The sequence below is a fragment of the Luteimonas sp. A277 genome, assembly GCF_054052045.1.
This window is the reverse complement of the sequence record NZ_JBSVRG010000005.1, coordinates 74,840-95,865: the sequence shown is the minus strand read 5'-3', so window position 1 is coordinate 95,865 and position 21,026 is coordinate 74,840. Positions and strand designations below refer to the sequence as shown.

The window sequence follows — 21,026 nt, the reverse complement described above, 5'->3', positions numbered from 1 at the left end:
GGAGGCGGATCAGCCCCGCACCGTGGTGTTCGACTTCGACCACACCCTGTACGACGGCGACTCCGGCAGTCACCTGTTCGCCTGGCTGATCCGTCGCAGCTGGTGGCGCAGCCTGTTGGCCCTGCTGGCCACGCCGGTGCTGGGGCCGATGGTCGCCTTCCTGCCGACCCGGCGGCGGGGCATTTCCGGCTTCGTATGGATCGGTACCGTGGGCCTGCACCACAGCGACACCGTGGATGCGCTCACCGACCAGTACGTGCTGGCCAATCGCGACGGGATCCAGCCGCGGCTGCTGCCCCATGCGCTCGGCGTGCTGCAGCAGCACCTGGATGCCGGGGACCGGGTGGTGGTGGCCACCGGCGCTCCGCCCGAGCTTGCCCGGGCGATCCTGGCCTTCGTGGCGCATGAGAAGGTGCCGGTGATCGGCACCGCCATCGGGCCCAGGCTTGGCGCGGTGGTGGCCACCCGCCACTGCCACTACGAAGAGAAGATGCGCATGCTGCGCGAGGCCGGCTACGGAGAAATCGACGTGGCCTATTCCGACAGCAGCGCCGACCTGCCGCTGTTGCGTGCAGCCAAACGCCCGGTAGTGGTCAACCCCAAGCCCGGGCGTGTGGCCATGTTCCGCCGCGTGCTCGGCGCCGACACCCCGATCCTCAACTGGGGCTGCAAAGACCGCGGCGGCGATCCCCTGGCGAAGTAATTCTTACAGAAGCTGCACCAGGGCGCGGGTGATCTGCCACAGACTGATCGCCCCCACCAGCACGCCTACGCCAATCAACACCCAGCGCTCACGCACCCGCTTGACCAGCACGGCGGCCAGCGGCGCGGCGACGATGCCGCCCACCAGCAGGCCCAGCACCACCTCCAGGTGCTGCAGGCCCATGGACAGGAAGAATGTAGCCGAGATCGCCACGGTGACCACGAACTCGGCTGCATTCACCGATCCGATCGTGGTCCTGGCCTTGCCGCCGCGGGCCAGCAGGGTGGAGGTGGCCATCGGCCCCCATCCGCCACCGCCAGAGGCATCCAGCAGCCCGGAAACAAAGCCCAACAGCGGCACCCGCTTCACTTCACCTGCCTGCGCGGCCCGATGCTTCCAGGCCCGGCGCAGGATCACCACCGCCAGGGCCAGCAGGTAGACATGGACGAGCGGCCGCACGATGTCGGCCGGCAGCTGGGTGAGCGCCACTGCGCCCAGGATTCCACCGAGTGCGCCCGGCACGGCCAGGCGCAGGAACAGCTTGCGGTCCACGTTGCCCGCGGCCAGGTGGGAGGCGCCCGACGCGCCGGTGGTGAAGATCTCCGCCGTGTGCACGCTGGCACTGACCGTGGCTGGCGGCAGACCCATGCTGAGCAGGATTGACGAGGCCACCAGGCCGAACGCCATGCCCAACGCGCCGTCGACCAGCTGGGCCAACAGCCCGACCAGCACCAGCCACCAGAAGACCTCGGTCAGTTCCATGGCGCCGACCCGGGAAGGATGGGCGGAGAATACGCGTAGGAGCGCGCCATGCGCGCGAAGCCGCGTGACGATGATCTGCGGGGAGGCTCCGGAACCGGAGTGGTGTCCGGAGCCACGTCCCGCGGCCCGATGTCACGCGGTTTCGCGCGTACGACGCGCTCCTACGGGAGTCAGCGTGTGCCGTAGAGCACGATGGTCTTGCCGCGGGCGTGCAGCTTGCCGTCTTCCTCAAGCTTCTTCAGTACGCGCCCGGCCATCTCCCGCGAGCAGCCGACGATCCGCGACAATTCCTGGCGCGAGATCCTGAGCTGGGTGCCCTGCGGATGGCTCATGGCCTCCGGTTCCCGGCACAGGTCGTGCAGGGTGCGGGTGATGCGGTCGGTCACGTCCAGGAACGCCAGACGCCCGGCCTTGCGGCTGGTGTCGATCAGGCGGCGCGACAGCTGCGCGCCGATCGCGTAGAGGATCTGCGGGGAGTCGTTGGCCAGCGAGCCCTGGAACAGCGTGAGCAGGCGCTCGTAGCTGATTTCGGCCAGCTCGCACTGGGTCCGCGAGCGCAGAATCACGGCGCGGGTTTCGGACTGCATGAACAGCCCCATCTCGCCAACGAACTCGCCGTTGCCGAAGTAGCCCAGGACCAGCTCGCGACCATCGTCTTCCTCGGCAATGATGCTGACCGAGCCGTTGATCACGTAATACATGGTGCCGGCGGGGTCGCCGGGCCGGAAAATATCGGTGCGTGGGGGGTAGCGCCGACGATGGCTGTGCGCCAGGAATCGTTCGATGGTTGCCGGCGAAGGCATCAGGGGATGATTGGGATGTTTGTACGGATGATGAGTAAGGGGCACTGGCAGCCTCTGAAGTCTGGAGCCTGAACAGGATCGGGGGAGATGGGAGAGTAGGCGCTTGCAGTGTCACGGGCAAACTGTTGTCGCCCAGACCACACCAAATGCCGCATAATTCCCGCTTTCGCCTGCCTGATGCGGGAGCCGCATGCCGTGGTCAAACCTCTACCTCGCCTGAAGCTGCAGGGCTTCAACAACCTCACCAAAGCTCTGTCCTTCAACATTTATGACGTCTGTTTTGCCGCGTCCGAAGGCGAGCGCAGCCGTTACATCGAATACATTGATGAGGTCTACAACGCCGATCGGCTTACCCAGATCCTGACCGATGTGGCCGAGATCATCGGCGCCAACATCCTCAACATCGCGCGCCAGGACTACGATCCCCAGGGCGCGTCGGTGACGATCCTCATTTCCGAGGAGCCGGTGATCAACAAGAGCGACGCCAAGGGCGTGATCTCCGATGCGGTGGTCGCGCATCTGGACAAGTCGCACATCACCGTGCACACCTATCCGGAGACCCATCCGGACAATGGCATCGCCACCTTCCGTGCCGATATCGACGTGGCCACCTGCGGCGTGATTTCACCGCTGAAGGCGCTGAACTATCTGATCGAAAGCCTTGAGTCCGACATCGTGGTGATGGACTACCGGGTGCGCGGCTTCACCCGTGACATCAAGGGCAAGAAGCACTACATCGACCACAAGATCAACTCGATCCAGGACTACCTGCACAAGAACATCAAGGCCAGGTACGAAATGCTGGACGTGAACGTCTATCAGGAAAACATCTTCCACACGAAGATGCACCTGAAGGACTTCGATCTTGACCAGTACCTGTTCGAAGAAAAGGCCCGCAACTTCAGCTTCAAGGAGCGCATGAAGATCGAAACGCGCCTGAAGCGCGAGATCGAAGAGCTCTACCACGGGCGTAACCTGGTCGACTGACCGCATCAGTCACGGCCGCATCGGTCCTCCTGCGCCCGTTCCGGACCGGCCCTCGTTCGGCTCCGTTCCGGGTCGGGTTCGGTTCGGGTTCGGTTCCGGGTCCCGGCCCCGGTAGGAGCGCGCCATGCGCGCGAAGCCGCGTGACATGCGGCTCCCGGCAGGGCGTCGGTTACCGCGCTGTGGCCGACGCAACAATGCAACGCCAGGATTCACGCGGCTTCGCGCGCATGGCGCGCTCCTACAGCCAAATCGCCTGCTGAATTGATGGCCGGTCAGAGGCGTCCGTCCGTAGGTCGGGGCTGCGCCCCCGACGCCCCGCACGCTGGGGATATCGCCGTAAATTCCGCCATCCCCCGCGTTGGTCGCGTAAGGCCGACCTACACGCGGTAGGCGACGGTCTTCATAACCTTGGAGGCCAGGGCCATGACCGCCGGAATCGGCTGAGGAAGGATCCTCGCCCCAGCTGCTTCGGCTTCATCGGCATGACGGGCCTCGTCGATCTTCATCTGCTCCAGGATCCGCCGGCTGCGCTGATCCGCAGCGGGCAGGGTGTCCAGGTGTTCTTCCAGGTGGGCTTCCACCTGGCGTTCGGTCTCCACCACGAAGCCGAGGTTCCAGCCATCGCCGCGCAGGCCGGCGGCCACGCCAATCGCGTAGCTGCCCGCGTACCACAGCGGATTGAACAGGCTGGGCCGGTCGTCCAGCTCTTCCAGCCGGTCGGCGCACCAGGCCAGGTGATCGGTCTCTTCCTGCGCCGCTTCCAGCAGGTGTGCGCGGGTGTCCGGATCCCGCGCCACCGCGGCCTGGCCCACGTACAGCGCCTGGGCGCAGATCTCGCCCACGTGGTTGATGCGCATCAGGCCGGCAGCGTGGCGCCGTTCCGCAGGATCAAGCGCCACATCCGGTTCATCGCCGGCGGGATTGGGGCGTTCGGCGGCGGGGCGGCCGAACACGGTTTCAAGCGCGTGCTGGGTCCGGGACAGGAGCTGGTCAAGCGGATTGAGGTGGCGGGAGCTGGTCATGGCGGCGATCATAACCGCCGCCGCCCGCACGGCAGCATGCCGGGGCAGGGGGTGAAGGCGGGATGTTGCGGTGGCTTGCCACGCCCTGTATCATTTCGCCTCTTGTGTTCCCGTTCCAGATCCAATGTTCACAACGCGTGGCAAAGTTCCGCCGGCCGCGGCCAGCGCAATCAGCCCGACTATTCACCACCGAATCGAGTGCCCTCATGAAAACTTTCAACGCCAAGGCAGAGACCGTCCAGCGCGACTGGTACGTGGTAGATGCCGAAGGCAAGACGCTCGGCCGTCTCAGCAGTGAGATCGCCCGCCGCCTGCGCGGCAAGCACAAGCCCGTCTACACCCCGCACGTGGATACCGGCGACTACATCGTCGTGATCAACGCCGACAAGGTGGCCGTCACCGGCAACAAGTTGGAGGGTAAGAAGTACTACCGCTTCACGGGCTACATCGGCAACCTGAAGACCGAGACCCTCGGCCAGGCGATGGAGCGTTACCCGGAGCGCGTGATCGAGCGCGCGGTGAAGGGCATGCTGCCCCGCAACCCGCTCGGACGTGCCATGTACCGCAAGCTCAAGGTCTACGCAGGCCCTGAACACCCGCACGCCGCCCAGCAGCCGCAAGTCCTGGATATCTGACCATGTCGACCCAACAGAATTACGGCACTGGCCGTCGCAAATCCTCCGTCGCCCGCGTGTTCCTGCGCAAGGGCAGCGGCAACATCAACGTTAACGGTCGTCCGCTGGACGAGTTCTTCGGCCGCGAAACCGCGCGCATGATCGTGCGCCAGCCGCTGGAACTGACCCAGAACACCGACAAGTTCGACATCACCGTCACCACGGTCGGCGGCGGCACCACCGGCCAGGCCGGCGCCATCCGCCTGGGCATCGCCCGCGCGCTGGTGGACTACGACGAGTCGCTGAAAACCGACCTGCGCAAGGCCGGGTTCATCACCCGCGACGCGCGTGAAGTGGAACGCAAGAAGGTCGGCCTGCACGGCGCCCGTCGCGCAACGCAGTTCTCCAAGCGCTAAGCTTTTCCACCTCGGCGGTTCGTTCCCGGTATGGGCAACCGCCGCAGGTCGGGTTACAATTTCGAACATAGCCCCGTAGCCAAGTGGTAAGGCATCTGACTCTGACTCAGACATTCGGTGGTTCGAATCCATCCGGGGCTGCCAATTGACCGAAAAGACCTGCCTCGCGGCGGGTCTTTTTTTTTGTGCCGGAAATATTGATCGATGACATCCATCTTCCAAGCGCCCGTTCTTACCCCTGCCGGCCTGCTGCCGGCCATGCGCGAACAGGGCTTCGCGGTACTCGCGCCCGGTGACGTGGCCACGCTCGCGGATTGTCCGCTTGAAGCGCTGGATGCGCTCGGCGAAAGCTGGGACCGGCTGCCGCCCGATACCTACCTGCGCGACGGCGGACGCTACCGCCGGCGCCGGCATTCCTGTTTTGTCATCCACGAGGATGGCCGGATCGAGCAGGCTCCGCATCGCGCCCATTGGCAGCCGCGTGATTACAACGCCCTGCACGGAGGCATGCGTCGCTGGTTCGAGCCGGTGGAGCCGGAGATCGTGGCTCTGCCGGCCTGGGGCGGGCTGCTGCGGGGCATCACCGGGCTGTGCTCGGCCCTGCATCCTGCACGGCCCTGGTACGTGGAAGCGCACCAGTTCCGCATCGATACCTCCGACGGCATCGGCCGGCCGACGCCGGAAGGCGCGCACCGCGATGGCGTGGACTACGTGGCGGTGATCATGGTGGAGCGCGATGCCATCAAGGGCGGGGAGACCCGGGTGTTCCAGGCCGATGGGCCGGCCGGGCAGCGGTTCACCTTGTGCCAGCCCTGGTCGCTGCTGCTGCTTGATGATGCGCGGGTCATCCACGAGAGCACCCCGATCCAGCCGCTGTCGGGCCACGGCCATCGCGACACCCTGGTGCTGACCTGGCGCGCCGGCGCATTCCTCGGCGACGACTGAGGGGTCACGCGGCTTCGCGCGCATGGCGCGCTCCTACACGCGCGCCCTACGTACAATGGGCGTTTGCATCGTTGTCCATGGAGTCCAGATGAAGCTCGGTTCACTGAAGGAAGGCGGCCGCGACGGCACCCTCATCGTCGTCTCGCGTGACCTCACCCGCGGCGTACGCGCCGATGGCATTGCCTCCACACTGCAGCAGGCGCTGGAAGACTGGTCGAACGTTGCGCCGCGGCTCAACGCCCTGTTCCAGACGCTGGAAGCGAACAGCGCCGAGGGCGCATTCGACCTGGACATGCAGGTGCTGGCATCGCCGCTGCCGCGCGCCTACGAATTCCTCGATGGCAGCGCCTATCTGCCGCACGTGGCGCGCGTGCGCCGCGCCCGCGGGGCCGAGGTGCCGGAGAGCTTCTACACCGATCCGCTGATGTACCAGGCCACCAGTGCAGGCTTTCTGGGTCCGCGTGATCCGGTGCCGGTGCCCAGCGAGGAATTCGGCATCGACCTGGAAGCCGAGATCGTAGTCATCACAGATGATGTGCCCATGGCCGCCACGCCGGAACAGACAGCGGGACACATCCAGCTGATCGGCCTGGTCAATGACGTCAGCCTGCGCAACCTGATCCCGGGCGAGCTGGCCAAGGGCTTCGGCTTCCTGCAGTCCAAGCCGCGTTCGGCGCTCAGCCCGGTGTTTGTCACCCCGGACGAGCTGGGCGATGCATGGCGGGGCAACAAGCTGCACCTGCCGCTGGTCACCCATGTCAATGGTGAATGGTTCGGCGCGCCAGAGGCGGGCGTCGACATGCAGTTCGATTTCTCCCAGCTGGTGGCGCACGCGGCCAGGACCCGTCCGCTGTCGGCCGGCACCATCGTCGGCTCGGGCACCATTGCCAACGAAGACACCAGCAGGGGCGCCTCGTGCTTTGCCGAAAAGCGCACGGTCGAGGCGCTGGAGCACGGCAAGCCGCAAACGCCGTTCATGTCGTTCGGCGACACGGTGCGGATCGAGATGCTGGATGCTGCGGGCAAGTCGATCTTCGGCGCCATCGAGCAGCGCATCGAGCGGTACACGCCCGGCGCCTGATCCACCACGCGTGGCAGGGCACGGCCGGAGGCCGGGCCCTTTCCCGTCACCATTCAAGATGCAGGAAGCTCCGCGCGAGGCGCGGTACTGGGAGGGGACATGTCGGACCGGCTCACGCTCTATTCCTACTGGCGCTCAAGCGCTGCATACCGGGTGCGGATCGGTCTCAGTCTCAAGGGACTGGAATACGACACGGTGCCGGTGCACCTGGTGCGCAACGGCGGTGAGCAGCACGGCGACGAATACGCCGCGGCCAACCCGCAGAAGCTGGTGCCCATGCTCAAGCATGGCGAGCGCCATCTCCGCCAGTCATTGGCCATCCTGGAGTACCTGGACGAGCTTTGGCCCGAGCCTGCGCTGCTGCCCCTCGATGCCCGCGAGCGCCAGCGGGTGCGCGCCCTGGCGCAGCTCGTGGCCAGCGATATCCATCCGCTCAACAACCTGCGGGTGATGCGTTTCTTCGAACATGAGTGGAACGTGCCGCAGTCCGAGCGCGACACATGGATGCGGCACTGGATGGAAGAAGGCTTCCGCGCCTTCGAGGCGCTGGTGGTGGACCATCCCGGCACCGGCGAGTTCTGTGAGGGAGCGACCCCGGGCCTGGCCGACTGCTGCCTGGTGCCGCAGGTGTACAACGCCCGCCGCTTCGGCGTGGACCTGGCCCCTTATCCCACCATCCGCCGGATCGAGGCCGCCTGCCTGGCGCTCCCCGCCTTCGACGCCGCCCGCCCCGAGAACCAGCCCGACGCCCCGTAGGAGCGCGCCACGCGCGCGAAACCGCGTGACGCATCGACACGCGGCGTGGCTTCGGTCCGATTGCCGGTTCCGAAGCCTTGGCCCGGGCCGGGATTCACGCGGCTTCGCGCGCATGGCGCGCTCCTACATGGATCTGATCAGCTGTTGTTTTCCTCGCCGGTGACGAAGACGTCGGCGTAGGGGTCGTGCTCGCCCGAGCCGCCTTCCGACAGCCGGAACTTGAGTGCAAGCCCGTCGCGCGAGTCGGCCGCCTTCAGCGCCTCCTCCTGCTCGATCCTGCCTTCCTTGTACAGCCGGAACAGGCACTGGTCGAAGCTTTCCATGCCTTCCTCCAGAGACTCCTCCATCGCCTGCTTGAGCTCGTGCACATGCCCGCGGCGCAGCAGGTCGCGGATCATCGGGGTGTTGATCAGCACCTCGGTGGCCGGCATCCGGCGCTCGTCCTTGCCTTTCACCAGGCGCTGGCTGATCACCGCCTTGAGGTTCAGCGCCAGGTTCATCAGCACGTTTTTGTGGGCGGTTTCCGGGAAGAAGTTGAGGATCCGCTCGATCGTCTGGTCGGCGTTGTTGGAGTGCAGGGTGGCCAGGCAGATATGGCCGGTCTCGGCGAAGGCGATCGCCGCGTCCATGGTTTCGGAATCCAGGATCTCGCCGATCAGGATCACGTCGGGCGCCTCGCGCATCGCGTTCTTGAGCGCGTTGTGGAAGCTGTGCGTGTCCAGGCCGACCTCGCGCTGGTTCACAATCGACATCTTGTGCCGGTGCAGGTACTCGATCGGATCCTCGACGGTGAGGATGTGGCCGGTTGTGGTGGAGTTGCGGTGGTCGATCATCGACGCCAGCGTGGTCGACTTGCCCGACCCGGTGGAGCCGACGATCAGCACCAGCCCGCGCGGGGCCATGATGATGTCCTTCAGCACCTGCGGCAGCTGCAGCTCCTCGATCGAGGGGATGGTGCTGCGGATGGCGCGGATCACCATGCCCACCTCGCCGCGTTGCTTGAACACGTTGATGCGGAAGCGGCCGGCATCCTGCAGCGACCAGGCCATGTTGAGCTCCAGGTTCTGCTCGAATTCCGGCACCTGGTCCTCGTCCATCAGCGAGTACGCGATCTTCTTCACCATGCCCGCCGGCAACGCGGTGCTGCCCAGCGGATACAGCTTGCCCTCCACCTTGATGTGGACGGGCGCGCCGGTGGTCAGGAACATATCCGACGCGTTTTTTTCCGTCATCAGCTTCAGGAAATAGCCGATGTCCATGAACGAACCCCCTTGTGACGGCCCCCGGTCGTTGCGATCCAGAGCCCTGCTGCCGACAATGGCCGCCTGTTCCCCATATGGCGTGACCACGAATGCCAGCTAGCATTGCACACTTCAGATCGCCCCTGCAGGCCCTGGTGTTGGGTTTCGTGCTGGTGCTCACGGCCTGCGCCAGCACGCCTCCGCCTACCGCGGAACTGTCCGCCGCCCAGCAGGCGGTGGCCCGCGCCGTGGACGCCGATGCCGACCAGTACGCCAGCGCCGATCTCGAGCAGGCGCAGGCACTGCTTTCCCAGGCCCAGTCGGCCATGAGCTCCGGGAACTCGCGCGATGCGCGTACCGCTGCCGTCGCCGCGTCTGCCATCGCCGATCTGGCCCGCGCCCGCAGCCGCGAAGCCGTGGCCAACACCGAACTGGCACAGCGGCGAGCGCAGATCTCGCGCCTGCGCGAGCAGCTGGGAGTGGACCAATGAGCAGGCCAATCATCCATGCGCTGGTCCTGGGCATGGCCCTGGGCGCCGGCAGCGTTTCCGCAGTGGCCCAGGACAGCGGCAATCCCGACCTGGACCGCCTGTCCCAGCGTATGCGCGCGATCGAAGCCGATCCCGAGCGCAGCAACTTCGCCAACTACGAGCGCCTCCAGGCCCGCCAGGCGCTGGAGGCCCTGGGCACTGTCCGCGCCAACCAGCGCGATGCCGCCCTGCGGGTGGCCGAATGGCGGGTGGAAACGGCGGAGATTGCCGCCCGTACCGAGCTGATCCGGCGTGAGATCGACCAGCTCGATCGCCAGCGGGGCGACCTGATGGTGGAGGCGAGCCGCCAGGAAGCCGCGCGCGCCCGCGCCGAGGCCGAGCGCCTGCGCGTGCAGGCCCAGATCCAGGCGGAAGAAGCCGACCGTCTGCGTCTGACCGCTGAAGCCGAGCACGGTGCCCGCCAGGAAGTGGAGGACGTACTGGAAGGAGTGGCCAGCGACCAGGCCGCCCGCCTGCGTGCGGCCCGTGCCCGCCAGGCCGAACTCGAGCGCCGCGAAGCCGAGCTCATCCGCAGCCTCGAAGAAGACGACTGAGCCAATGTAGGAGCGCGCCACGCGCGCGAAGCCGCGTGACATCTGGCTTGGGCCATGGCTTCGGTTCGTCGCGTCGTCACCGAAGCCTCGCCGCGCTGCTGGATGTCACGCGGCTTCGCGCGCATGGCGCGCTCCTACAGGCTGAATATCCTTCTGTTTCAACGGCTTGGCGAGACGCGTAAGCGCCTGCCCATTGCCGCTTCCGCGCACTGGCAGACCCGAATCCCCATTCACTTTTCGCCGCAACCGCGCCGTCATGCGCCTGTCCCCGGCCCGCTTGCCGACCCCGACGGGGAGGAGTAGGGTCGAACTGCACCCGGCAGGTTTCAGAATTGTTGCGCCGGCTGCGAGAGGGCCATGACGATGATTTCCACATCCAGTTCCAGCCAGCGTGTCCCCGGAAAACGGTTCCGGTGGGGTGCGCCGGCAGGGGTGGAATACACCGAATTCATCGTTGGCCCTGTTCCACCGTTGAACCTGTCCACCGTTGAACCTGTTCACTGCTCCACTCCCCCCAAGCGCCCCGTGCCTACCCAGGCCGGGGCGTTTTGCATTTCCGGACCCACAGGAGGCTTTCATGTTCGAAGGGCATACCGAGCTGCAGTTTGAGGAAATCATCAAGGCCAACCCCGAGTTCCGCCGCCTCTATCACCACCACAAGGAACTGGACAAGAAGGTGATGGACGCCGAGTTGGGCGTGCTGCCGATCGATGACATCACCCTGACCCAGATGAAGCGCCAGAAGCTTGCAGCCAAGGATCGGCTGACCCGCATGTACGACACCCTGTAAGCCCACCCCGAACGCGCGTACGCGCGTCTTTGCGGGCGGCGGCGGCCTCCTCGTCGTCGCCGCCGTCCGCAGGGCGGAGGCTGACGCGGCCACGGTGCCGCGCGAGCAGTGCGATAATCCGGCGCTACTTCCACCACGCCATCGCACCAGGCCGCCCATGCCCATCCACGATTCCGTACTCGCCCTCATTGCCAACACCCCGGTCATCAAGGCCCAGCGCCTGGACACCGGTCAGTGCGATCTCTATCTCAAGCTGGAGAGCCAGAACCCGGGTGGGTCCATCAAGGACCGCATCGGCCTGTACATGATCGAGGCGGCCGAGCAGCGCGGTGACATCACGCCCGGCGCGACCCTGGTGGAAGGCACCGCCGGCAACACCGGCATCGGCCTGGCCCTGGTGGCCCAGCAGAAAGGCTACAAGCTGGTGCTGGTGATCCCGGACAAGATGAGCCGGGAGAAGATCTTCAACCTCAAGGCGATGGGCGCCGAAGTCGTGCTGACCCGCTCCGACGTGCCCAAGGGCCACCCCGAGCACTACCAGGACATGGCCGCGCGCATCGCCCGGGAAACGCCGGGCCGCTACTTCGTCAACCAGTTCGGCAATCGCGACAACCCCGACGCCCACGAGCAGGGCACCGGGCCGGAGCTGCTGCGGCAGATGGCGGAAGTGGGCGGCGTGGACGCCGTGGTGGTCGGTTCGGGCAGTTCAGGCACGGTGACCGGCCTGTCGCGTTGCTTCGCCGAACACGCGCCCGAGGTGGAGCTGATCCTGGCCGATCCGGAAGGCTCGATCCTGGCCGAGTTCGCCATGCACGGCACGACCCACGGACCAGCCGGCGGCTGGCAGGTGGAGGGCATCGGTGAAAGCTCGGCCCCGCCGGTGATCGCCGACTTCTCGCGCGTGGCCAAGGCCTATTCCATTCCCGACCGCGAGAGCTTCCTCATCGCCCGCGAGCTGCTGGCGAAGGAGGGCATCCTCGGCGGTTCCTCCACCGGCACCCTGCTGGCCGCCGCCCTGCGCTGGTGCCGCGAGCAGACGGAACCGAAGAAGATCCTGGTGTTCGTGCCCGATACCGGCAACAAATACCTGAGCAAGCTCTACAACGACTACTGGATGCTCGACAACGGCTTTTTCGAGCGCGAACAGTACGGTGACCTGCGCGACCTGATCCTGCGCCCCTACAGCCAGAAAGACACCGTGGTACTGGCGCCCACCGACAAGCTGGTCATGGCCTACCAGCGCATGAAGCTGTACGAGATCTCCCAGCTGCCGGTGATGGAAGGCGACCGCATCGTCGGCATCCTGGATGAATCCGACGTGCTGCTGCACGTGTACGGAGAAGAGCAGCGCTTCAACGATCCGGTCTCCACCGCCATGACCAGCAAGCTGGACATGCTGGATGTGAAGTCGCCGGTGGAGGCCCTGCTGCCGGTGTTTGACCGCGGGCAGGTCGCCATCGTCACCGAAGGCGCCGGCGAGAAGTTTCTCGGCCTGATCACCCGCATCGACCTGCTCAACTACCTCCGCCGCCGCGTCCCGTAATCCCCGACTTTTGGACCGTAGTGCCGACCTTTGGGCCGTAATTGTCGGCCTTCGGGTCTTCATCGCCGGCCTTGGGTCGTAATCGTCGTCCTTTGGTAGGAGCGCGCCACGCGCGCGAAACCGCGTGACACTTGGCTGGGCCACTCATCATGAATGGACAGGCGCGGCATCCATGCAAGTGCCGCAAACCCCAGTGTTAGAATGCCCGGTCCACTTTTCAAGCAGGCTCTTTCATGACCGACGAGCGCAGCAAAGCCGGTCCGGCGCAGTGGGCGCTCGGGACTACGGCCATCCACGGCGGGCAGCAGCTGGACCCCAGCACTGGCGCGGTAATGACACCGATCTACGCCACGTCCACCTATGCCCAGTCGAGCCCCGGAGAGCATCAGGGTTTCGAGTATTCGCGCACCCACAACCCCACCCGTTTTGCCTACGAGCGCGGCGTGGCGTCACTGGAACGAGGCACCCGGGGCTTTGCCTTTGCTTCCGGCCTGGCGGCTTCGGCCACCTTGCTTGACCTGCTGGACACAGGCAGCCACGTGATCGCCATGGATGATGTCTATGGCGGAAGCTATCGCCTGTTCGAGCGTGTGCGCCGTCGCAGCGCCGGCCTGGATTTCAGCTGGGTTGACCTGACCGACCCGGCCGCATTTGAAGCCGCCATCAAGTCCAACACCCGCATGGTGTGGATTGAAACCCCCACCAACCCGCTGCTCAAGCTGGTCGATATCCAGAAGATCTCGGATATCGCCCGCAAGCGCGGACTGATCGTGGTTGTCGACAACACGTTCAGCTCTCCGATTCTGCAGCGCCCGCTGGAGCAGGGCGCCGACATGGTGGTCCATTCAGCCACCAAGTACCTCAACGGACACTCCGACATGGTCGGGGGGATCGTTGTGGTCGGGGAAAATGAAGAGCTGGCCGAACAGGTCGCCTTCCTGCAGAACTCGGTGGGTGCGGTGCAGGGGCCGTTCGACAGCTTCTTGGCATTGCGCGGACTCAAAACTCTGCATCTGCGGATGAAGGCGCACTGCGAGAACGCGCAGGCGATTGCCGAGTTCCTGCAGGGTCACGATGCGGTCCAGGAGGTGATCTATCCGGGCCTGGCCTCCCATCCGCAGCATGAGCTGGCGAAGCGGCAGATGGATGGTTTCGGCGGCATCGTGTCCGTTCGCCTGAAGGGTGGCTATGAAGCCGCAAAGCGCTTCTGCGAGCGCACGGAGTTGTTCACACTGGCCGAATCGCTGGGTGGGGTAGAGAGCTTGGTGAATCATCCGGCGGTGATGACGCATGCTTCGGTTCCGGAAGAGCGGCGCAAGGCCTTAGGGATTTCCGAAAACCTTGTGCGTCTGTCCGTGGGGGTCGAGGATGCCGAGGACCTGCTGACGGACCTGAAACAGGCCATGGAATGAACCGGTCTCTTATCCGAGACTACTGGGGCAGCCTCCGCTCTCCCGAATTCTGGATCTACGCAACGTGGCTGGAGTTAGTCACGAAGTACCGGCGATCCCGGCTTGGGCTGTTCTGGGCTTTTCTTCCCCCGATGCTTTATACCTTCGGGGTGGGATGGTTCTTCGCCACGCTCCAAGGATATGAAGTTTTTACATTCATCCCGCACTTGGGTCTGGGCTACGTATTGTTTCGTTTGGTCACAGTGTCATTAAGTGATGCGACCACGGTGTGCGCTGGTCATTCCAGTTTCATTCTCGATGGGCGGGTGCGTTTGACAGATTACATACTGAGGGTCGTGGCCAAAGCGTTGTTCTATTTCGTATTGGCCATCCCGGTCGTCGGGGTCGCTCTTGCGGTCAGTCCGGATTTTCAACCTTTGGGCCTTTTGACCCTGCTGCCTGCGATGGCAGTGGTGATGGGCAACATCGCTTGGATGTCGGCGATTATTGCGGTATTGGGGGCGAGGCTGCCAGATGTGAATCAACTGGTGGGGAGCATCCTGATGTTTGCGTTTCTGTTCACGCCCCTCCTCTGGCAAGCGGATCAGATCCCAACGGGGACTCTCAGAGGCAGCATCGCGCGTCTCAACCCCCTATTCCATCTAGTCGAGATTGTACGTGCGCCTTTGCTCGGCAAGCCCGTGGAGACCCTTACCTACCTTTACCTCGCAGCCATGCTTGTCATCGGATGGGCAATGGCAATCGGGATCTACCGGAAGTTCGCGCGCTTCGTTCCAATCTGGGTGTGAAATGAAAGCTTACATTCGCGCGAGGAACATCGGACTCGACCTGCCGCTCTACACGCAGGAGCAGCGAAGCATCCGTGCCACGTCCAGCCTCTTCCTGAGGGCAGCCTTCCAGCCTCCGCGCAGGATTCTCAGGACGACACTCGATGACATCAGTTTCGACATCAAGGAGGGGGAGCGCGTTGCCCTCGTCGGTCGAAACGGCGCCGGGAAGTCGACGCTGCTGAAGATCTTGGTAGGCGCCTATCCTCCGTCCCGGGGAACCCTCGAGGTCGAGGGTAGCCGGCAGGCACTCCTGAACCTCTCGCTGGGCTTCAGTTCAGAAGCGACCCTCGTCGAGAACATCATGCTTCGCGGGATTGCGATGGGCATGAAGCCCGCGCAGGCGGCATCCATCGCCGGGGATGTGCTGGAGTTCTCCGAGCTGGAAGAAAAAGCAGGGCATCGCCTGCGGACCTTGTCCTCGGGTCAACGGATCAGGCTCGGGTTCGCGCTGGCCACAGCGATGCAGCACGAAATCCTGATCATGGACGAATGGCTGGGTGCCGGCGACGCCTCGTTCATCAAAAAAGCGAAGGAGCGGATCCGGGCCCGGGTGGACGATGCCAAGATCGTTGTCCTGGCCAGCCACAATGCCTCGCTGCTGAAGAGTGTCTGCAACAAGGCGCTGCTCTTGGATGAAGGCCGTCTGGTAGCAGTCGGCGGTGTGGAAGAGGTGCTGGCTGCTTACCAAAAAATGCTGCGGGAAAAAGATTCCATCCCGACAGCTTGAGTGCGGGGAGGTTTGGCGGTTGGGGGCGTGGAACGAGGCCGGGTCGGAATGAGTGACGAAATGGATCGATTGGCCATCCTCCGACGCCTGCGGCGTGCCGAGGAAGAGCTTCGCGACGGGTTGGCAGCTTCCGGCGAAGCGACGTTGGCCGCTGCAGAAGTTGATGCGCTTCGCGGGAGTACGGCGTATCGCCTGGGCCGGTTGATTGTGGATGCGGCCAGGTCACCACGGGGGATTGTGGCCTTGCCGGGCGGAGCGTTCCGGTTATTGATCGAATACTGGCGTGCGCGCGCCGGGCGGAGGGCGGCAACTCCCGGTCACGGCGATCCGGCAGCCAAGGATGCTGGCCGGATCGAGTTTGGTGGCGCGGGGGCCGCGGCCTGGGCGCCTCCAATGGTCGCCCTGCCAGACTGCGGCCGGGATCTACGGATCGCTGGAATATGCGACCGTTTCACGGCCGACAACTTGGCTCCGGAATGCGAATTCACCCGTTTGCACCCTGACACCTGGTCCACGCAGATCGGGGAGGGCAAGCCGCACCTGCTGTTCGTGGAATCCGCGTGGGAGGGCATGTCGGGTGAATGGCGCGGCAAGGTGCAGGGCAGCGGGTCCACAGTGGCGGAGATCGTCGCGAAGTGCCGCGAGCTCGGAATTCCAAGTGTTTTCTGGAACAAGGAGGATCCGCTGCATTTCGAAGCGTTCCTGCCTGTGGCCGCGATGTGCGATGTAGTGTTCACGACAGACGCCGCGATGATTCCCCGTTACAAGCGGGAACTAGCGCACGAAAGAGTCTACGTGCTGCCTTTTGCGCTCCAGCCCGCGCTCCACCACCCCATCCAGAATCGGAAAGACGAGCGAGTGGAGGGCGGCTTTTTCGCTGGAGCCTGGTACGGGCGGCACCCAAGCCGCTGCCGGGACTTCATGAATCTGGCCGACGCACTGTCGCTGGTTGGGCCCTTCGAGATTTTCGACAGGAATTCCGGCTCCATCGAACCCGACCAGAGGTATCCCGATCGCTATGCGCGGAACCTGCGGCCTGCCGTCGAATATTCCAGCACGCCGGCTCTCTACAGGCGCTACCGGATCGGCCTGACTCTCAATACCATCAAGCAGTCGCCAACAATGTTCGCCAGGCGGGCGCTGGAGCTGATCGGCACGGGCACGTCGGTCTACAGCAACTACTCCAGCGCTCTTAGCAGCATGTTCGGAAACCTCGTTGTCTCAACCGATGATGGAGACCGGATCCTCCGCGAGGCCTATGCTGAGATAAAGGATCCGCTAAACGAGAAGTTTCGTGCGCGCCGCCAAGCGGCACTGCGCAAGGTGCTGCTGGAGCACTGCTGGGAAGAACGCCTCCGGATGCTCCTCCATCACACCTATGGAACTCCGAGGAGCGCTATTCTGCGCGATGTCACGGTGGTGGCTCGTGTCCGGGATGAGGCAGGGCTGCGACGGCTCAGTGCCATGCTCGATTCGCAAAAGGGCGTAAGTGTCCGCGCGTGGGCAGATGCGCCCCGGGATCTTGAGTTGCCACCTGCGCTGCAGCGGCTGCCTTCAAACGGTCCCGGAATCAGCCTTGTCGACCTCGCCGGAAAGGGCAAGGTTGCGCCTTGGCATGCGGATGATTTCTACGGAGAGTTCTACCTTCTCGACCTCCTGCTCTCACTTTCATTCAGGCAGGGTGAAATCGTGGGCAAAGCGTCATACAGCACCGCGGAAGGCGGACTGGTCACTCATGTGGCGCCGGAGCTGGAAAACCGCAAGGTAGGTCGGCTCGCTGCGAGGCGGGCACTATTGCCCGCATCCGCATGGGCCGGCACGGTTGGGGAACTGCTCGACCGGCTCGACGACCTTGAAATCACCGGAGACAACCTCGTGTCGGTGGACGGCCTGTCCTACATCCAGAATGGGGGGCGTCTCCTGCAGACGGGCGGCCGGTGGTCTAGGGAGGCCGCCGATGACGGGTGGCCGATGTCACACATCCGCCATTTCACAGAGCAGATGCCTGCTTCCACCGGCGCACGGAATGCCACCGGGAAGCTGCTGACTGGAGCGCAACTGGCCACCCTCTTCGGTGGCTCCGCCAAGAGCCCGCTGGTCTCAGTGTCCGCGAAGGGCTGGCTGCTCGAACTGGTGAGCAGGCTTCCTGCAGGCCAAGAAATTGAGCTGCACAGCCGGCCGATGTCGCGTACGACGATGGAAAACAACAATGGGAAGCTGGAGGCTTGCCTGGAGGCCACCCCAAGTCCCGCATTTGAACTCCGCCTGCAGGCACTGGACCGGACAGGAGCCGTCCTCGTTGAGGTCCCGCTGCCTGCCAGCGTGAATGTCAAAGCCGACGCGCCGGGGTCAACGTCGGGCTATCGGTTCTCGCTGCGCGTACGTGGAAACGTGGTTACCTATCTGGACAGCCTGCTTCTTTCACACGCCGACCCGGTTCCGGTGGTGATGCCCGGGCAGGGACGCCTCGTGGTCGTGGTGAACCAGTACCCTTCACGTGAGTCGCTGTACAGGAACGCTTTTGTCCATCGGCGGGTCAAAGCCTACCAGCGCCTCGGGGTCGCTGTGGACGTGGTGTGGGTTACCCGCACTCTCACGCCAACGAGCTACGAGTTTGACGGGGTCCAGGTGCAGGTCTGTGATGCGGATTCGCTTCGCGCCACGCTGCGGATCTCCGGGCACGAAGCTATCGCGGTGCACTTTCTCGACCGGGACATGTGGACGGCGCTCGAAGAAGCGGCCGCGACCACCCGGACGGTCGTATGGTTGCATGGCTCGGACATCCAGTCCTGGCACCGGCGGAAGTTCAACTTCAGGGCCGGGTCGGAGCAAGCCACGGCCGCCCGGGAGAGCGAAGCGAGGACTGCGTTCTGGAAGGGTTTGATGGAAGCGCCTCCGGCCGGCCTGGGCTTCGTGTTCGTGTCGAGGATGTTCGCTGGCCAAGTCTGGGAAGATATTGGCGTCCAGCTTCCTGATGATCGCTGGACAGTCATTCACAACCCCATAGACACTGGACTATTCCAGTATTGGAAAAAATCCCCTGAACAGCGTTTCAGGATCCTTCTAGTTCGACCGCATCATTCACGTGTTTATGCCAACGACGTGGCGGCCAAGGTGATCTCCCTGTTGTCCCTCCGCCCCGAATTCAGGCAAATGAGCTTCCTGTTGGTCGGCGATGGCCCGCTGTTCGAGGAAAATTTCGGGCAGCTACTCCAGTATCCAAATGTGCATTTCAGGAGATCGTTCCTGACCCAGCAGGAACTGGCCAGCCTGTACCGCGACTATGGCATTTTCCTCGTTCCCACCCGAGCCGACACACAAGGGGTCACGCGGGACGAGGCGATGGCCTGTGGCCTGGTAGCTGTGACCAACCGCGTGGGGGCGGTGGCGGAGTTTGTTGACAATGAATGCGCGATCCTTGCGGCGGAAGAGGATGCCGAGGCGATGGCGGAAGGTATCCTTTCCCTTCTCGCTAACCCTGACCGGTTCCAGCAGATGTCCGCCGCTGCCGCCGCACGGGTGAGGATGCAAAGCGACATGGACGATGTCATCGCGAAGGAGATCGAGTGGTGTATGGGCTCACCCGCTATGCCGGTGAGTGGTTTGGATGTCATTGGTGGAGCGTCGAATTGAGTATGCAGAGAATGCGTAGAGTGGTCGGTGGCTTGGCCGTTCTGGCCGGAGTTGCCTTAGTGATGACCGGTCTCGCTTTGCCAAGACTGGACGTCATGGTGCTCGGTCTAGCGGCACTCGTTGCAGTCGCGGCCGGGCTGATCGTGGGCCTGAGATATCGCCTGGCCACCCTTTCGACCCAGGTCGGACAGTTGTCGGCGACGATGGATCACCGCTTGACTACCCAACTGGGCGACTTCAAACGGAACTCAAACGAAATCACGGGGCTGGTGCTGAGGGCCTTCCGCGACATGGAGATGGCCAGCCGGGATCATGCGGCGGGCTCACGTGAAGCGCGACAGGCAATCGTTTTACTCTCCGGGACGATGACGGACACCATGGATGCCCTGACCCGTGGTGTCGACGAGGCATCCGCACGCACGGCTGAAACACTTGAGGCAGTGCCGTCGCGAGTGACGGAGATGCTGCATGCTTCGCTGTTCCCCGATGTAGAGCGAACCGAGAGGCTGATACGTCAGCTGATCCGCGATACAAACGGATTGCAGCCCAAGGTGGTTGAAGGACTGGTCGCAGCGCTGGCTCCCCGTAGCGAGGCATTCGAGAAGCTGATGCGGCAGCTGATCCGCGATACAAACGGATTGCAGCCCAAGGTGGTTGAAGGACTGGTCGCAACGCTGGCTCCCCGTAGCGAGACGTCCGAGAAGCTGATGCGACAACTGATTCGGGATGCCGGGGCCGTCCCGTCCAAGGTTGCCGAAGCCGTGCATGCACAGTCCGTAGAGCGCAATGAGATCTATGACAGGCTCATGCGGCAGATCCTTCGCGATATCGGGAAAGTGCCTGCCGAGGTCGTCTCCGGGATTGAAGCAATTGCTCGGAACGGCGAAAAGATGAGCGAACTTGCCCATCGGGCCCTGGCCAAGATGCAGTACGAAACAATGCAGGAGGCCGAGGCATTGATGCAGCTCTATGGCCTGTTCGATCTGCAGGCGCCCATGCCCTTGCTCGGTGGTGTCGCCAAGGGCTGGGCCATGGAGCCAGTCACCATGCTGTCGGTGGTGAAGGAGGTGCTCTCGCGCAAGCCAGGACTGATCGTGGAATGCGGGAGCGGCACCTCAACGGTGTGGATCGGCCATGCGCTCAAGAAAATCGGGGGCGGGTCACTGATATCGCTCGAACATCTGGAAGAATTTACGTTGCTTGGCGAGACGGCGTTGCATGAGCACGGCCTTGGCGAAGTGGCGCAGATCCGGAAAGCACCTCTTCGAGCCTGTCAGGTTGGGGGCGAATCCTTCGATTGGTACGATACCGCCGCCCTCGACGATGTTCACGATGTTTCGATACTGATTGTGGATGGACCTCCAAGCTCGACAGGGCCGCTGGCACGTTATCCTGCGTTGCCGCTGCTCCAAAGCAGGCTTCTGCCGGGCGCGCTCATCTTGGTCGATGATGTTGGGAGGGAAGACGAGCAGAAGGTCATCGCTCGGTGGCAACAGGAAAACAGCGCCTTGGTTAATCCGCGGATGATTTCCGGACGGACGATGGCTTTCGATTACCTGCCTGACGTATCGGCGAGAACCAAGGATCCAGAGTGCTGGTAACGCCGTAAAATTCGCGTCAGGCGTTGCCTGGGGCGTGGAATGCACGCATGACGTATCTGCTTGAAAAGACCGGACC

The 21,026-nt window shown here is 64.0% G+C and carries 21 protein-coding genes and 1 tRNA gene; 18 read left to right on the top strand and 4 right to left on the bottom strand.

Features of this window, described 5'->3' with window-relative positions:
- Window positions 1-22 precede the first annotated feature (22 nt).
- A complete protein-coding gene (locus ACW7G2_RS06460) occupies window positions 23-703 on the top strand; it encodes a haloacid dehalogenase-like hydrolase (RefSeq protein ID WP_456974143.1) in 681 nt (226 codons plus the stop codon).
- A 3-nt stretch (window positions 704-706) separates the two neighbouring features.
- On the opposite strand, the gene ACW7G2_RS06455 is transcribed toward ACW7G2_RS06460, so the two are convergent.
- Together ACW7G2_RS06455 and crp are read right to left on the bottom strand one after the other, a co-directional pair.
- Entirely contained in the window at window positions 707-1,465 is a 759-nt protein-coding gene (locus ACW7G2_RS06455; RefSeq protein WP_456973916.1) for a sulfite exporter TauE/SafE family protein, read from the bottom strand.
- 170 nt (window positions 1,466-1,635) lie between these two features.
- On the bottom strand, window positions 1,636-2,268 hold the full coding sequence (crp, locus tag ACW7G2_RS06450; protein ID WP_456973914.1) for a cAMP-activated global transcriptional regulator CRP: 633 nt from the start codon (window positions 2,266-2,268) through the stop codon (window positions 1,636-1,638).
- Window positions 2,269-2,463: 195 nt separating this feature from the next.
- On the opposite strand from crp, the gene speD reads away from it, so the two are divergent.
- Entirely contained in the window at window positions 2,464-3,255 is a 792-nt protein-coding gene (gene speD, locus ACW7G2_RS06445; RefSeq protein ID WP_456973912.1) for an adenosylmethionine decarboxylase, read from the top strand.
- A 377-nt stretch (window positions 3,256-3,632) separates the two neighbouring features.
- On the opposite strand, the gene coq7 is transcribed toward speD, so the two are convergent.
- Window positions 3,633-4,277 carry a 2-polyprenyl-3-methyl-6-methoxy-1,4-benzoquinone monooxygenase gene (gene coq7, locus ACW7G2_RS06440; protein ID WP_456973910.1) on the bottom strand — a complete coding sequence of 215 codons (645 nt, stop codon included), beginning with the start codon at window positions 4,275-4,277 and terminating at the stop codon, window positions 3,633-3,635.
- Between the two features lie 206 nt (window positions 4,278-4,483).
- Between coq7 and rplM the strand changes: the two genes are divergently transcribed.
- The 6 genes from rplM (at window position 4,484) to maiA (ending at window position 8,089) form a co-directional block, all read left to right on the top strand.
- On the top strand, window positions 4,484-4,912 hold the full coding sequence (gene rplM / locus ACW7G2_RS06435) for a 50S ribosomal protein L13 (protein WP_456973908.1): 429 nt from the start codon (window positions 4,484-4,486) through the stop codon (window positions 4,910-4,912).
- Between the two features lie 2 nt (window positions 4,913-4,914).
- Window positions 4,915-5,307: a 30S ribosomal protein S9 gene (gene rpsI / locus ACW7G2_RS06430; RefSeq protein WP_456973906.1), complete on the top strand. Its 393-nt coding sequence runs from the start codon at window positions 4,915-4,917 to the stop codon at window positions 5,305-5,307.
- Between the two features lie 69 nt (window positions 5,308-5,376).
- Window positions 5,377-5,451: transfer RNA gene (locus tag ACW7G2_RS06425), tRNA-Gln, on the top strand.
- A 60-nt stretch (window positions 5,452-5,511) separates the two neighbouring features.
- Entirely contained in the window at window positions 5,512-6,252 is a 741-nt protein-coding gene (locus tag ACW7G2_RS06420; protein WP_456973904.1) for a 2OG-Fe dioxygenase family protein, read from the top strand.
- An 88-nt stretch (window positions 6,253-6,340) separates the two neighbouring features.
- Window positions 6,341-7,333, top strand: a complete 993-nt coding sequence (locus ACW7G2_RS06415; RefSeq protein WP_456973902.1) for a fumarylacetoacetate hydrolase family protein — start codon at window positions 6,341-6,343, stop codon at window positions 7,331-7,333.
- A gap of 99 nt (window positions 7,334-7,432) precedes the next feature.
- The gene (maiA, locus tag ACW7G2_RS06410) at window positions 7,433-8,089 is read left to right on the top strand and encodes a maleylacetoacetate isomerase (protein ID WP_456973901.1); all 657 of its coding nucleotides are present in this window, start codon (window positions 7,433-7,435) and stop codon (window positions 8,087-8,089) included.
- A gap of 137 nt (window positions 8,090-8,226) precedes the next feature.
- On the opposite strand, the gene ACW7G2_RS06405 is transcribed toward maiA, so the two are convergent.
- Complete coding sequence (locus tag ACW7G2_RS06405; RefSeq protein ID WP_456973899.1) at window positions 8,227-9,348, bottom strand: PilT/PilU family type 4a pilus ATPase; 1,122 nt, start codon at window positions 9,346-9,348, stop codon at window positions 8,227-8,229.
- 92 nt (window positions 9,349-9,440) lie between these two features.
- On the opposite strand from ACW7G2_RS06405, the gene ACW7G2_RS06400 reads away from it, so the two are divergent.
- From ACW7G2_RS06400 to ACW7G2_RS06355, 10 genes are all read left to right on the top strand, one after another.
- Window positions 9,441-9,821 carry a DUF4398 domain-containing protein gene (locus ACW7G2_RS06400; protein ID WP_456973897.1) on the top strand — a complete coding sequence of 127 codons (381 nt, stop codon included), beginning with the start codon at window positions 9,441-9,443 and terminating at the stop codon, window positions 9,819-9,821.
- The gene (locus ACW7G2_RS06395) at window positions 9,818-10,414 is read left to right on the top strand and encodes a hypothetical protein (RefSeq protein ID WP_456973895.1); all 597 of its coding nucleotides are present in this window, start codon (window positions 9,818-9,820) and stop codon (window positions 10,412-10,414) included. The genes ACW7G2_RS06400 and ACW7G2_RS06395 overlap by 4 nt, the downstream gene beginning before the upstream one ends.
- Window positions 10,415-10,468: 54 nt before the next feature.
- A complete protein-coding gene (locus tag ACW7G2_RS06390; RefSeq protein ID WP_456973893.1) occupies window positions 10,469-10,717 on the top strand; it encodes a hypothetical protein in 249 nt (82 codons plus the stop codon).
- Window positions 10,718-10,991: 274 nt separating this feature from the next.
- A complete protein-coding gene (locus ACW7G2_RS06385; protein ID WP_456973891.1) occupies window positions 10,992-11,204 on the top strand; it encodes a YdcH family protein in 213 nt (70 codons plus the stop codon).
- 157 nt (window positions 11,205-11,361) lie between these two features.
- A complete protein-coding gene (locus tag ACW7G2_RS06380; RefSeq protein WP_456973889.1) occupies window positions 11,362-12,747 on the top strand; it encodes a pyridoxal-phosphate dependent enzyme in 1,386 nt (461 codons plus the stop codon).
- Between the two features lie 233 nt (window positions 12,748-12,980).
- A complete protein-coding gene (locus tag ACW7G2_RS06375) occupies window positions 12,981-14,159 on the top strand; it encodes a cystathionine gamma-synthase (RefSeq protein ID WP_456973887.1) in 1,179 nt (392 codons plus the stop codon).
- Window positions 14,156-14,947: an ABC transporter permease gene (locus tag ACW7G2_RS06370; RefSeq protein WP_456973885.1), complete on the top strand. Its 792-nt coding sequence runs from the start codon at window positions 14,156-14,158 to the stop codon at window positions 14,945-14,947. The genes ACW7G2_RS06375 and ACW7G2_RS06370 overlap by 4 nt, the downstream gene beginning before the upstream one ends.
- Before the next feature lies 1 nt (window position 14,948).
- Window positions 14,949-15,716 carry an ABC transporter ATP-binding protein gene (locus ACW7G2_RS06365; RefSeq protein ID WP_456973883.1) on the top strand — a complete coding sequence of 256 codons (768 nt, stop codon included), beginning with the start codon at window positions 14,949-14,951 and terminating at the stop codon, window positions 15,714-15,716.
- A 48-nt stretch (window positions 15,717-15,764) separates the two neighbouring features.
- Complete coding sequence (locus ACW7G2_RS06360; RefSeq protein ID WP_456973881.1) at window positions 15,765-19,349, top strand: glycosyltransferase family protein; 3,585 nt, start codon at window positions 15,765-15,767, stop codon at window positions 19,347-19,349.
- A 62-nt stretch (window positions 19,350-19,411) separates the two neighbouring features.
- A complete protein-coding gene (locus tag ACW7G2_RS06355) occupies window positions 19,412-20,950 on the top strand; it encodes a class I SAM-dependent methyltransferase (RefSeq protein ID WP_456973879.1) in 1,539 nt (512 codons plus the stop codon).
- The last annotated feature ends 76 nt before the right edge of the window (window positions 20,951-21,026 follow it).